Below are 13148 nucleotides of genomic sequence, written 5' to 3'. Positions count from 1 at the left end.
GTTCTTGCAAGGGCCAGCAAAGCCACAAACTCACATACTCAGTAAAGCGTACCCCTGATTTTGCAGCGTGGTCATCGTGGTGAGTGCGGAAGGTGTATGGATCACTGAATCTGCAATCCATTGAGGTTCGTAGTGATGCCATGCAAGCGCCTGATCGCACACCGTGACTTTAACGCCCTGCTGCTCCAGCGCCGATATCAGCGCAAGGTTAGGATTATCCACACCAAACAGCTGTCGAAAGCGGGTGTTTTCCAGCATCGCGGGCGTCGCTTCGCCATTCACCGCCACCACAAATTTTAGCTGCTGTACCGGCACACCGGCCGCCACATAGGTATTCACCACTTGTGCCACATGCTCCAGCGCCGGATTAACCTGACTGCGCTCTTCCGCGCCACGACTGACTTTGAAGACCACTTTGTTACTCAGCGCACTGCTGGGCTGAAATGCGCTGCTGGCGTCATAGTGCACTTTGCCGTAACCGGCAATAGCGGGCGTGGTCCAGTTGATGGCGGGATCGGAAGCTGGGGCACTCACTTTCGGGGCAAAGAGGGTTTCATTTTGGCTGAGTAAGGCACCACACACCCCACCCGCTATTGCGACAACTGCGCTAATCACCACTGAACGCATCTCTTTTCCCCCACGACATCGTGAAAAATCGGCCTTGCCAAGTATGGCATGGATTGGCATTTTGTCGGCTTATCGTGACGGTTTACGGGAATATTCAGCCATTTCCTAACGCCCGGTAAAAAGTGGCGGCTCATGTTATGCGCTAATCCGCTATTTACTTCGCCACCGGGAGATCTGCGTATCGGGTGGTATACGCCGGTGATAACATCTCACGCTTCATCGCCCAGGATTTCTGGATTCCTTGTCCGGCGAACCATAGCTTCCCTTTCCCGCTTTGATTAATGCCATCGATCACCCGCATCAGCGTTTCGCTATTCGCCTGCGGCTGGATGTCATCAAACAAATTGAGCTGCGCCACACCCTGACTGAAGAAGTCACCTAACATTACCCCCGCTTTCATATAGCGGCACCCTTCCCGCCAGATGCGATCCAGCGCCTCGGTGGCCACGCGGATAATATCGCGGCTGTCATTGGTGGGCGTTAGTACTTTAATGATCGCCTGATTACCGTAAAAGATTTCACCCTCCGCATGCGGGCTGGTGCGAATAAACACGCCGATCTGTCGACAATACTGCCGTTCGCCACGCAACTTTTCGGCGGCGCGCACGGCATAGTTGCACACCGCTTCACGCATATCGGCGTACTCCGTGATACGTCCCGCAAACGAGCGTGAGCAGACAATCTGCTGCTTCACGGGCGCAAACTCTTCCAGTTCGAGACAGGGCTCACCGCGCAACTCTCGCACGGTGCGCTCCAGCACCACATTGAAATGCTTGCGGATCACCCAGGTGCTCTGCTCCGACAAATCCAGCGCGGTATTGATGCCCATGGCATTCAGCTTCTTACTGATACGACGCCCTACGCCCCACACATCCGCCACATCGACTAACGCCATTAACTTCTTTTGCCGCTCAAGGTTGGAGAGATCCAGCACGCCGCCGGTTTTGCTCCATTTCTTAGCGGCATGGTTAGCCAGCTTGGCGAGGGTTTTGGTGGGCGCAATCCCCACCCCTACCGCCAGATGCGTTTCGCGTTTCACCCGCTGCTGGATTTCCCGTCCGAACTCTTCCAGCACGCGGCAATTCCGCACGCCCGTCAGATTCATAAACGCCTCATCGATGGAGTAGATCTCAACGGCGGGCGCCATCTCTTCCAGTATTGTCATCACGCGCAGACTCATGTCGGCGTAAAGCGCATAGTTAGAGCTGAACACATGCACGTTATGGCGACGCAACACATCTTTGATTTTGAAATAGGGGCCGCCCATGCCGATATCCAGCTTCTTGGCCTCGGCCGAACGCGCGATGACGCAGCCATCGTTGTTGCTTAACACAATCACCGGCTTGCCTTTGAGGTCCGGCCTGAACACCGTCTCACACGAGGCATAGAATGAATTCACATCCACCAGCGCAAACATTACCGTCTCAGCGTTTTGATGACATGTTTAACGACACCGAAAATCTCAAACTGATCCGGGTCGGGAATGGGAATGATGGCGTGCGCCGCATTCATCGGTTTGAGGTGCAAGCAAGGCTTCAGCATCAGCTGCTTCACCGTGAATTCCCCCGCGATGGCAGCCACCACCACATCACCCTGCTCGGGTTCTACAGCACTATCGACGATCAGCATATCGCCATCACTGATTCCGCCCTCAATCATCGAGTCACCGCTGACTTTGATGAAGTAAGTGGCGCTGGGATGCGTGACGCAGAGATCATTGAGGTCAATACGCTGCTCAACGTAATCCTGCGCCGGTGACGGAAAACCGCACGGCACACGACTGATAAACAAGGGCAAACTGAGGATGGCGCGGAGTTCCGCCGGTTGATAAAACACCATAATGATGGCCTTCGAAAATATACTGTATATAAACACAGTATTACTGATCGGGTTGTTTGATCAAGCGGGATCCTTCGGGATGGTGCAAAGCAGTTGGCAGGAAAGGAGATTTAGTTTTGGCGGGTTTTAACGGTGAGATGGATGTGCTGCGGTGGTTTTGGGCTAGGGTGAAATGAGGGTTCGCTACAAAGTTGAACGACTGTTTTTCTCACGACTTCATATAGGAAATGCACTTTGCCTCAACCTCAAGACCAGAGCATGCGCCGAACGGCCTTTATTGCGGATACTACTGCACTGATTTTATTTTTCACCATGACGGGCATGATTAATGAACGATGGATCGCCGGCATGGCGTGGGATCAGGTTCTGCATGCCCGTTTGATTGGTGCCGTTTTGATGGTGCCGGTTGCCCGCCCTTACGGGTTGTGGCGCGATTGGGTGATGCAGCGGGCGGGATCGGGCCGGGTTTCGAAGCTGCTGTGGGACAGTGTTGCGCTGGTGAGTTTTCAGGTGCCGATCTATGCAGCAATCATTGCTTTTAGCGGTGCATCAGGCAGTGGACTGGTGCGTGGGACGCTCGGTGCTGCGTTGATGATGCTGTGTTTGGGAAGGCCTTATGGCGCGTTTCTTAATTGGGTGCGGGGGTTGTTTGGTTTGCCGCCGGGCGGAGAAAAGCCGATGTCATTGGATAGCTAAATGATTCTCAACCGGAAGCGAACAAAAATGATTCGAATAGCCTGTGAAAGGGTGTGTTAACCTTTTGATGAACAGGCACTTTTCCCACATAAATAATCCATTTTTTATAAAATCATTAAAACCAGTGCCTCACGCTGTATTAAAAATGAACACCCCCATTCCGCATGATGGAAACGCCAGATTGAATATTTAAAGGCTCCGCTTTTATTGATCATGAAAATCCACACCATGACATTATTAAGACGAGTCGTAATGCAATATTGAAAATAGCTTCTAAGTTTAAATTGAGGTTGTCATTAATTCGATCTGATGGAGGATTTTCAGTGTTATTTCAAGATCATGAAAAAAGCCATATTATCATTGGTGAAGCTGCATTAAGCCTTGCTTTATGTCGAAAGGAAATCAGTATTGCAAACCTTTTTTCACAGCTTGGTTTGATGTCTAAATCAGAGAATGATATTGACCGCTTGACTCAAATCGCTAAAGCCAGAAACTGGTTAATGAGTTTTGAGTCATCTTCAGTCGCCGAGGAGCAAATACCTTATTTGCAGACCTTAGTTAGCCTGAATAATGAACTGAATTAACGATAAATGAACTGAAGCCAAAGGACGTAATCCGGTTCCGGCCGGAAGACGACGAAGCGGATAACCTCATCGGTTACACGTGAGTGTATACCGGCCGGAGACACTGTCAGGGACGACACTCTCAAAATGATTTGCCAGAATCAGTCTTTCGCTACACCACTGGCGAAGCAACTGAGTTATCAGGCATAAGCTGATAACACACTCCACGTAAACCATCCCCGCATAAAACCGCAAACATCGAAGATGCCTTTGAGCATAAATTGGTCTAATAAGATTTATGGACGATGCCAGAACGGTTTTTGGTGATCACCGCCCTCCCAATTTTGACAAAATGCGCTAAATTTATTTCATATGCGGTTTCGATATCAGTCGAAATTCCACCATGTACAAAATCCGCACTCTACTAATAGATTGCGATTTTTATACGTTACAGCCTGACCATAATGACGTTTGAGTAGCGGACATAAGGGATAAAATCATGTATCAGAGCGCACAACAGTCAACCAATAGCGCGAAGTCTTTCCTTCACTTAGATGCGCTTCGCGACAAAGCCACTGCTGAAACCGTTGTGATTGAAGCAGCCGCGGGTGAAATCACCCAACGTGGCGTGAGAGTCACCAACGGCGCCGTGATTTTGCAATTGATCACTGAAGTGCAGAAGGCCTCTGATCCCGTGCAAATCGATCTGTTACTCAACGCCCTAAAAATCGTGGTCGGGATGACACCGGGTGAAGCGGAACGCTGGGCATACTTCAACTGGTAACAGTGTTTATGAAGGCTAAGCACATCCTCGGCCATTGATATTGTTGCGACAGAAGCCCCACATCAAGGAAACAGACGGGAAGCACTCAATATTTTAAAGAATGCAGGTATCAGCTATACGCCAGGTATCGACAAACACGAAGTGGAGGATTTTCTGTCACCTTATTTAGTGAGGTCATATTAGGCGCCTGCAAATTTCGACGCTGTTCGCGCCGGAAAGGCAAGATCTGCTTCACGCTGAAAGCCGACCTGACATCTCGCCAGTTGGTCCATTCCGTACCAGAAGCTGTAGTTCAATCAGCAATGCCTTAGTTGCGTAATGAAATGGATGACGAACAGTGTTTTGTTTACGTAAGGTAAATGCTCATTCCTCCGCCAAAAAAAGGACTAAGCATGGGCAGGTTTCAGGGTAAACGTATACTGATCACTGGTGGTACAAGTGGCATGGGACTGGCAGGCGCGCTGCGCATTATCGCTGAGGGTGGTGATGTAGCTATTACAGGGCTCAGTGAAGAAAGACTGGAACGCGCCCGTACTCTGCTGCCTAAAACATCGCTTATTTTGAAAAGTGACTCTGCAAGCGAAGTTGACATCAATACGCTAAAGGAAGCTATTAGCGATTGGGGTTCACTTGATGGATTATGGCTCAATGCTGGCTTCGCGGAGGTCAGTTCTCCGGAATCTGTAACGGCGGATTCTTTTAATCGTATGATGAACGCAAATGTGCGCGGCCCGATGCTACAGCTTGCCGCCCTATCAAAATCACTTAATTCAGGTGCATCCGTTCTGGTTACTTCGTCCTCTTCAACTTACGAAGGTGCGGCTATGACAAGCCTGTATGCAGCGACGAAAGGTGCCGTTATCGCAATGGTCAAAAGCTGGGCATCTGCGCTGGCGGAACGTGGCATTCGCGCCAACACTTTAGTGCCAGGCCCAATTGAAACTAATTTCAGGCACTTTATGCCAGAGGAGTCGCGTCAGCAGTTTGAAGATTTCGTGGTAAGCCAGGTTCCTTTAGGTCGCGCAGGCACAGCAGAAGAAGCCGCTGCGGTTGCACTCTTCCTCCTGTCCGATGACGCATCCTATGTTACCGGCAGCCAGTATGCTGTAGACGGCGGGCTGGTACATTACTGATGTTTCTAAAAGGAGTTATGAAATCTATCGAGTAGATTCAATACAGTCTGCAGTTCTCTCATAGTGGATCTCGCCCAGCTGCAGGTCTGCTCCGTGTCAGAAGCAGACATTACCTAACACATTAATGACCGTCACAGGTTTACGCTTTCTTCACAGTAAGAGTGGTGGTTGATGAGTTATCATATTTTAAAACACCCAACTGATAAATCCATCTGAATACTTTTTACTGATTTTTATTGCATACAAATCATGAAGACTTAGAAATAAATCATAATCTTTTTTGAATATTAACTCCTCATACTCTGCCATTATTAAATTATGCTGAGATGTTAGTTTGGACATCCTCTCCATTTCACTGACAAGCATGGATTTATTTGCGTCGATAGATTCGTCCATAGCAATAAACTTCCGCATTAAGGGAATTAACTGATTAGGGTCTAAGTTTTTTGTATTCTCCTTGGCTTTTTTTTGTCTTTCTGAATAGATGGAATTAATCGCATCTGTATATTTTTTGGACAGCTCCATGAATTCAGGATATGACCCAGTAACTAATGAAAGCTCTTCATACTTGAGAAATAAATCGGTCTTGCATTTCTTTACCGTTATTTCAAGGTCTTCAACTCCCTTTTTTAACTCCACGTTTGCTTTAATAATAGACATCGGAAGAGCTTCATAATATTGGCCTAATTTCGAATCAGGGGTCACAGTCATATGTACTATCTCATTAGACATAAGCTGATAAGATCCAGATAACTCCCCATACTTTAGAAAAAGTTCATTGTGTGAAGATGAACAAGAACTTTGTAATTCCCTCATTGGCCTGAAGTAATCCTTTATAAGTTCCTCTTGAAGACCTTGGTCTTTTTTGTAGTTTTCTAAAATTCCAGCAAAAAGAAATGATCCTAAAGATATAGAAATTATGGCAATTAGCAATTGACTAGAAAATGATTGTGCTCCATTACTCATGAATTATCCTTAACATATTTTAGAAATAAACGCCCCTGTTAGGGAGAGATCGACAGGTCGGAAACAAACTTAACTGATGGGTTAACCATAGTCCAGGAGCTTATTTAAACACTTAGTGTGGCTGTCTGCTTCACGCTCATAACGGTCCCCCCTCTCCAATCCGCCTCATGCTGATGGCTGGCATAGTTATCACAAATACTCCCAAGCATTATGGTAAATCCCGTGTTGTGCTGTGCTCAAACAGTTGTATCTCGCAAATTCTTCAGCAAACATCTCCAAAGCACAATTAAGGAGCACCTACCATGAACATAACCAAAATCGACCATATCCACGTCTACGTTGACGATATCGATAAAGCAGAACGCTGGTATCAGGAAACCCTTGGCTTCACCCGCGATAGCTCGCTGTACTTCTGGTTTGAACAAGGAGGGCCGCTGGTCATCAGGAATAATGGCGCATCGCTTTCCCTTTTCCTGAGAAAATCCCAGCACCCAGGCCATACCATGGCTTTTGCCGTGCAGGCATCCGCGTTTCTCGAACTCATACCTATCCTCAAGTGCAAAGAAATCGCTTATTCCGTCAGTGATCACGATGTCTCTATGTCCCTGTACTTCAGCGATCTCAGTGGCAACAAGATTGAAATAACGTCCTGGGAATATACACAGGCAAAACAGATATTGGAAAATGCGGGATAACGATTCGCCATCAAGGAACGGATAACGCTACAATCAATAACGGACTAACATTTTGAAAGGAGTCAAAAATTGAAATTTCACTATTCGCTTCATCGCCTTGGTCTGATAAAACAATGGCAAAAGGACCGATTCAGAATTGCATTTTTTATTCTCATCGGCCTATTCCTTTCAGGCGTGATCAAATGGCTATTACCCCAATTAACTCATGGCAATATCACAGGTGGCTTTACCGGTATGCTATGCGGGCTTGCAGCAAGCTTTTGGCTTACTAATATTGCGTGGCTTACATTTAAGACCCCCATTCGCCAAAGCGACCTGGATTCAGTTTTGGAGAAATACCATTACGAGCAAACTGAGCAAGGTTATTATGAGCTGCAGATAGCGAAATACAGAAGATTCAAATCTCAGCGTATTTATATAAGTAACGATGGTAATGACATCACGCTTGAAGGCCCCTACAACACCCTCAAAAGAATCATCAATCATCTCAATAAATAGCTGGAAACTTTGAGGGGCCAATATTAGATGACAGGCACAAATACCCAGCCAGTCATCTTCAGTCTTAACCGTGCATCACCACATTAAACCCTTCATTCGCGTGCGGTGCGACGAAGTAACTGCTAATCACCTCGAACTGCGCATTGGTCGCCGTGAAGTCATGTTCACCTTCTGCATTACGCGCATGCAAACGGCTCTTGCACAGCGCATCGGGCACATCGATAAAGTGCAGCTGATGTTCCGCCTGTGCACTCTGGATCACCGCCTTCATCCACTGACGTTGGCCGACGGTGTTCGCCGGGAAATCCAGCACCACTGACACACCTCGCTGTAACAGTGCGATTAGGTGTGGCGTCATCGCATTACGTAGCTTGCCCGCACAACGCACGTAGTCCGCAACATCCTGCATCTCTTCGGCGAACAAATGTGCCAGCCAGGCGTCTTCGCTGATAATCACCGCGCCAGTTTGTTGGGCCAGTTGATGTGCCAGCGTGGATTTTCCGGCAGCGATTTTACCGCACAGCAGATGCAAAACAGGACGAGATGTGGACACAGACGCAGATTCCATTAGCCAGCTCCAGATAAAATGACGCTCTACCATGCCGTTAAATGCCGGTCCAGTAAAGCCTGGCATCTACACTTACGCTATCTCTGTAAAAAATAAGGAGCCGCATGATGAGTCAACGCCTGCACAAAATCGACTTTCCGGTCAGCAAGGCGCGGAAGTATCTGGAACCTGGTCCGGTGGTGTTGCTGAGTTCGCAATTTGAAGATCACCACGACATCATGACGCTCGGCTGGCACACCATTCTGGAGTTCTCGCCGTCACTGGTGGGCTGCATGATCGCCAACGGTAACTACAGTCATGAGCTGATTCGGCAAAGCGGACAGTGCGTGATGAACATCCCCTCGGCGGATTTGGTGGACAGCGTGGTGGCGATTGGTAACTGCCATGGCGATCGCCTCGATAAGTTCGATGCCTTTCACCTCACGCCAGAACCGGCAAAAGTGGTGAATGCGCCGCTGATCGATGAGTGCTTCGCCAGCTTTGAGTGTCAGCTGTATGACGACTCGATGGTGAATAACTACGGCTTCTTTATTTTCGAAATCGTTAAAGCGCACGTGGCCGATAAACCGGAATTTCCGCCGACGCTGCACTACACTGGCGAAGGACGGTTTACCGTAATGAGCAATAGCGTGCTCGACAAGCACCATGATTTTAAGCCAGAAATGTTAATTTAGGCGGCTTGAATTCGCCTTCGAGCGCCCTCACAGTAACGCTTTCGACCTGACAGGAGTAATAACAATGGCAACCGAATATGCGGTGATCGCCGGTGGCTGTTTCTGGTGTACCGAAGCAGTGTTCAAAGATGTGATTGGCGTGGAGTCAGTCGAAAGTGGGTATACCGGCGGGGAGCGCCCGAACCCAACCTATGAGCAGGTGTGCAGCGGTGCCACCGGCCACGCCGAAGCGATCCGCGTCGGTTTCGATCCCGAGCAAGTGAAATATGGCGACCTGCTGGATATCAGCTTTGCGACGCACGATCCAACGCAGCTGAACCGTCAGGGCAACGACGTCGGTACCCAGTATCGTTCAGCGATCTTCCCGGCGAATCCAGAGCAGGAAGCCGAAGCGATTGCCGCCATTGCGCGTGCGCAAGCCGATCTCAACGTGCCGGTGGTGACCACCATCGAGCCGCTGAAAGAGTGGTATCCGGCAGAAGATTATCATCAGGATTACTGGGATGGCGCCGGCCAGCGTAACGGCTACTGCATGGCGGTGATTCCACCGAAACTGCAGAAGCTGCGTAAGAGCTTTGCCAACCGCGTGAAGCAGGGCTAATCCAGCCCCCTAAGATGCGGCCTCTGCACGCCGCATCCAGTCTGCTTATCACCATCAAAGGTCGTCATTTATGACGACCTTTTTGCATTAAAGCGTCATAATAGCGCCCTCTTCTCTTCAGGGAGCGATGATGACCACGCCTCAACCCGCAATCCCCGCGCGCAAGCGGCCCATGAAACTCAACACGCTGGTGACGCTGATGCTCAGCGCGGTGATCGTGCTGGTGCTGCTGAGTGTGCACATGTTCTATTTCTTCCAGATTGGTGCTTCAACCCGCGCCCAGCTGGAAGATAAAGCCATGGCGGTGGCCCGCACGCTGGCGAGATCGCCGGAGATTCAGCAGGCGCTGACGCAACCGGTGGCCAATGCCAATATTCAGCCCATCGCGAAAGCCGTGGAAGAGAGCAACAATCTGCTGTTTATTACCGTCACCAATATGGACGGTATCCGCTATTCTCATCGCAATCCGGAACTGGTCGGTAAGCACTTTATCGGCGAAGACATTGGGCCCGCCCTGCGCGGCCATGAGAATGTCTCGGTTAACAAAGGTTCTCTGGCAAAAGCGCTGCGCGTGTTTACCCCGGTGTATAACGCGGAGGATCGGCAGATTGGGGTGGTGGCGATTGGTATTTCCCTTGATGCCGTCACCGATCAAATCAACGAAAGCCGCTGGAGTATTATCTGGACCATCCTGATTGGTACGCTGGCGGGTGCGATTGGCACCCTGGTGCTGGTGCGCGTGCTGAAGCGCATCTTGTTCGGCCTCGAACCCTACGAGATTTCCACTCTGTTTGAGCAGCGTCAGGCAATTCTCAACTCGGTCAAAGAGGGCGTGGTGGCGATGGACGATCAGGCGCAGGTGACGCTGGTGAATCAGGCCGCGCGCACCCTGCTTAATGAGCCGTCGTCCAGCGGTATGATTGATAACGAGGGCATTGATGATGCCTCGGTGATCAACCAACACCTGCAAGATGTGCTGCACAGCGGCCGTGCGCGTCGTGATGAAGAGCTGAATGTGAATGGTCGCTTGTTGTTGTGCAATACGGTGCCGGTACGCAGCCAGGGACGCATTATTGGCGCGGTCTGTACTTTCAGGGACAAGACCGAAATCAGCCGACTGATGCAGCGTCTGACGGGCATGGTAAACTACGTCGATGCGTTGCGGGAGCGCTCGCACGAGTTCATGAACAAGCTGCACGTGATCCTCGGCCTGCTGCACATGAAAAACTATGCGCAGGTGGAAGCGTATATTTTGAAAACCGCCAATAATTACCAGACTGAGATTGGCTATTTGCTCGATCGCATCAAGTCACCGGTGATTGCCGGTTTCCTGCTGAGCAAGATCAATCGCGCCTCGGATTGTGGTCATCGCCTGACCATCAGCGATGCCAGCTTTGTGCCCGACAGCGGTAACGAAGACCAGATGGCGGCCTTAATCACCGTGGTCGGTAATCTGGTGGAGAACGCCATCGATGCGCTCAGCGAGCAGACCGAAGGCGAGATCCACGTGATGCTGCACTATCAAAATGGCTGGCTGGCGTGCGAAGTGAGTGACGATGGTCCCGGCATTGAGCCGGCCAATCTGGCGACAATTTTTGATAAAGGGTTCTCCACCAAAGGAGAGAACCGTGGTGTGGGCCTGTTCCTGCTGAAACAGCAAACGGAAAACCTCGGTGGCGGCGTGACCGTTGAGTCAGAACCCGGCGTATTTACCCAATTTTTAGTACAACTTCCCTGGGATGGAGGAAACCAATCCGCATGATCAATGTGTTAGTGGTCGATGATGACGCCATGGTCGCTGAGCTGAACCGCTCGTTTATCGGTCAGGTTCAGGGCTTTCACTGCTGCGGGACCGCTTCGACCCTGAAGCAGGCCAAAGAGATTTTGTTCAACAGCGACACCCCGATTGATTTGGTGCTGCTGGATATCTACATGCAGCAAGAGAATGGCCTCGACCTGTTGCCGGAACTGCGCAAAGCCCAGAGTTCGGTAGAGGTGATCATCATTTCATCCGCTGCCGATGCCGAAAACATCAAAACTTCGCTGCACTACGGCGTGGTGGATTATCTGATCAAGCCGTTCCAGTTCCCGCGTTTTGAAGAAGCGCTCACCAGCTGGCGGCAGAAGAAGTCGTTGATGGATAATCAGCACTACTATCAGCAGTCTGATGTCGATCTGTTGATCCATGGTAACCCGGCCACGCAGCATGACAACAAGCGCCTGCCGAAGGGTTTAACGCCGCAGACGCTGCGCACCTTGTGTCAGTGGATTGATGCCCATCCCGGCCATGAGTTCTCCACCGATGAGCTGGCGGCGGAAGTGAATATTTCGCGCGTGTCGTGCCGTAAATATCTGATCTGGCTGGCGCAGATTAATATTCTGTTCACCAGCATTCATTACGGCGCCACCGGCCGTCCGGTGTATCGCTATCGTTTACAGCCGGAATACCATTCGCTGTTGCAGCAATACTGTCAGTAACGCAGCTGCCAGTCGACATCGCGCTGCTGGAACTGAAAGTGGCGCGGTGAAGAGCAGATGATTTGCCGATCGCGGGTGACGAACACCGCATCCAGATCGGGCTGGTCGGCCAGATAAGCCAGCCCCTGCTCGACGCCCATGCCGTACAGCAGCGTGGTGTAGATGTCGCCATCCAGCGAACGGTCGGAAATTACCGTCACGCTCAGCAACTCGTTATCCAGCGGATAGCCGGTGTGGGGATCGAAGATATGGTGCCAGCACTTGCCGTCCAGTTCGAAATAGCGCTCGTAAATCCCCGATGTCACCACCGATTTACCCTGCACCTGCAGCACACCCAGCAGTTCATCCTCGCGTCCAAACGGCTTTTTCAGGCCGATGCTCCAGCCTTGTGGCTCATGCGGCGGTGCGCCGAGGGTCTGCACATTGCCCCCGAGATTGATCAGCGCCTGCGGCACGCCCTGCTGGCGTAAAAACGTTTGCACCACATCCGCGATATACCCTTTGGCGATGGCCCCGAGATCGATCTCCATGCCCGGCTGTTGCAGGAACACCGAGCGCTTTTCTTCGTTGAGGATCACCTGATGTGGATCGGTGAGCGGCAACAGTGCGGCAATCTCATTGGCGGGAGGCACGGCACGCCCCTGAAAACCAATCTTCCAGCGTTTGACCACCGGGCCGATGGTGAAGTTAAAAGCGCTGCCGGGTGACACACTGACGGCGTGTGCCACGCTGATCAGCCGGAACACCGCCTCACTGACGCGCACCGCATGGCAACCCGCTGCCTGGTTGATCGACATCACTTCGGATTCGGCACGATTGACGGTGAACAGGTTTTCCTGCTGCTTGATAAGTTGAAAGACCTGACGGGCTAAGGTGGGATTATCGTCGAACAGTTTGAGCAGAATGGGGGAACCCATCAGAACAGCGGAGTAAGAGTAGACGCCTTCGGTCATAGAGCCTCGTTTACCCGCCATATTGCACGCCAGTGCCTTATGCATGTCACCCGGTGACCGACGGTTGTCAGTC

At 50.7% G+C, this 13148-nt stretch carries 16 protein-coding genes; 10 read left to right on the top strand and 6 right to left on the bottom strand.

The genetic code is table 11. The annotated features are described in order from the left end of the window. Positions 1-30: 30 nt before the first annotated feature. The 3 genes from AC6I8L_RS08060 to umuD all read right to left on the bottom strand — a co-directional run bounded on the left by AC6I8L_RS08060 (position 31) and on the right by umuD (position 2466). Positions 31-627, bottom strand: a complete 597-nt coding sequence (locus AC6I8L_RS08060) for a DsrE family protein (protein WP_058959702.1) — start codon at positions 625-627, stop codon at positions 31-33. 154 nt (positions 628-781) lie between these two features. Then, on the bottom strand, positions 782-2044 hold the full coding sequence (umuC, locus tag AC6I8L_RS08055) for a translesion error-prone DNA polymerase V subunit UmuC (RefSeq protein ID WP_034821883.1): 1263 nt from the start codon (positions 2042-2044) through the stop codon (positions 782-784). After that, entirely contained in the window at positions 2044-2466 is a 423-nt protein-coding gene (gene umuD, locus AC6I8L_RS08050) for a translesion error-prone DNA polymerase V autoproteolytic subunit (RefSeq protein ID WP_034821888.1), read from the bottom strand. The genes umuC and umuD overlap by 1 nt, the downstream gene beginning before the upstream one ends. A 258-nt stretch (positions 2467-2724) precedes the next feature. Here umuD and alaE point away from each other — a divergent pair, with 258 nt between their 5' ends. The 4 genes from alaE (at position 2725) to AC6I8L_RS08030 (ending at position 5642) form a co-directional block, all read left to right on the top strand. Next, positions 2725-3162: an L-alanine exporter AlaE gene (alaE, locus tag AC6I8L_RS08045; RefSeq protein WP_153012272.1), complete on the top strand. Its 438-nt coding sequence runs from the start codon at positions 2725-2727 to the stop codon at positions 3160-3162. A gap of 323 nt (positions 3163-3485) precedes the next feature. Next, positions 3486-3746, top strand: coding sequence for a hypothetical protein (locus AC6I8L_RS08040; protein WP_058959700.1), 261 nt, complete (start codon positions 3486-3488; stop codon positions 3744-3746). 478 nt (positions 3747-4224) lie between these two features. Beyond that, positions 4225-4509: a biofilm development regulator YmgB/AriR family protein gene (locus tag AC6I8L_RS08035; protein ID WP_058959699.1), complete on the top strand. Its 285-nt coding sequence runs from the start codon at positions 4225-4227 to the stop codon at positions 4507-4509. 392 nt (positions 4510-4901) lie between these two features. After that, positions 4902-5642: an SDR family oxidoreductase gene (locus AC6I8L_RS08030; RefSeq protein WP_058959698.1), complete on the top strand. Its 741-nt coding sequence runs from the start codon at positions 4902-4904 to the stop codon at positions 5640-5642. 186 nt (positions 5643-5828) lie between these two features. Here the strand turns inward: AC6I8L_RS08030 and AC6I8L_RS08025 are convergent, their stop codons facing one another. Beyond that, a complete protein-coding gene (locus tag AC6I8L_RS08025) occupies positions 5829-6608 on the bottom strand; it encodes a hypothetical protein (protein WP_058959697.1) in 780 nt (259 codons plus the stop codon). Positions 6609-6910: 302 nt separating this feature from the next. On the opposite strand from AC6I8L_RS08025, the gene AC6I8L_RS08020 reads away from it, so the two are divergent. Continuing rightward, on the top strand, positions 6911-7303 hold the full coding sequence (locus AC6I8L_RS08020; protein ID WP_058959696.1) for a VOC family protein: 393 nt from the start codon (positions 6911-6913) through the stop codon (positions 7301-7303). Positions 7304-7372: 69 nt separating this feature from the next. After that, positions 7373-7801, top strand: coding sequence for a hypothetical protein (locus tag AC6I8L_RS08015; protein ID WP_058959695.1), 429 nt, complete (start codon positions 7373-7375; stop codon positions 7799-7801). Between the two features lie 64 nt (positions 7802-7865). Here the strand turns inward: AC6I8L_RS08015 and AC6I8L_RS08010 are convergent, their stop codons facing one another. Then, positions 7866-8369 (bottom strand): P-loop nucleotide/nucleoside kinase family protein, encoded by a 504-nt coding sequence (locus AC6I8L_RS08010; protein ID WP_058959694.1) that lies wholly within the window; start codon positions 8367-8369, stop codon positions 7866-7868. 107 nt (positions 8370-8476) lie between these two features. On the opposite strand from AC6I8L_RS08010, the gene AC6I8L_RS08005 reads away from it, so the two are divergent. The 4 genes from AC6I8L_RS08005 to dcuR all read left to right on the top strand — a co-directional run bounded on the left by AC6I8L_RS08005 (position 8477) and on the right by dcuR (position 12122). Beyond that, complete coding sequence (locus AC6I8L_RS08005) at positions 8477-9043, top strand: flavin reductase family protein (protein WP_058959693.1); 567 nt, start codon at positions 8477-8479, stop codon at positions 9041-9043. Between the two features lie 64 nt (positions 9044-9107). Continuing rightward, a complete protein-coding gene (msrA, locus tag AC6I8L_RS08000) occupies positions 9108-9644 on the top strand; it encodes a peptide-methionine (S)-S-oxide reductase MsrA (protein ID WP_039334791.1) in 537 nt (178 codons plus the stop codon). A 130-nt stretch (positions 9645-9774) separates the two neighbouring features. After that, a complete protein-coding gene (locus AC6I8L_RS07995; RefSeq protein WP_058959692.1) occupies positions 9775-11406 on the top strand; it encodes a sensor histidine kinase in 1632 nt (543 codons plus the stop codon). Further along, positions 11403-12122, top strand: a complete 720-nt coding sequence (gene dcuR / locus AC6I8L_RS07990) for a two-component system response regulator DcuR (RefSeq protein ID WP_034821922.1) — start codon at positions 11403-11405, stop codon at positions 12120-12122. The genes AC6I8L_RS07995 and dcuR overlap by 4 nt, the downstream gene beginning before the upstream one ends. On the opposite strand, the gene AC6I8L_RS07985 is transcribed toward dcuR, so the two are convergent. Next, the gene (locus AC6I8L_RS07985; protein WP_058959769.1) at positions 12116-13075 is read right to left on the bottom strand and encodes an FAD:protein FMN transferase; all 960 of its coding nucleotides are present in this window, start codon (positions 13073-13075) and stop codon (positions 12116-12118) included. The genes dcuR and AC6I8L_RS07985 overlap by 7 nt on opposite strands. Positions 13076-13148: the final 73 nt, after the last annotated feature.

The organism is Type-E symbiont of Plautia stali, from assembly GCF_059731115.1.
This window is presented reverse-complemented; position numbering and strand designations above follow the sequence as displayed.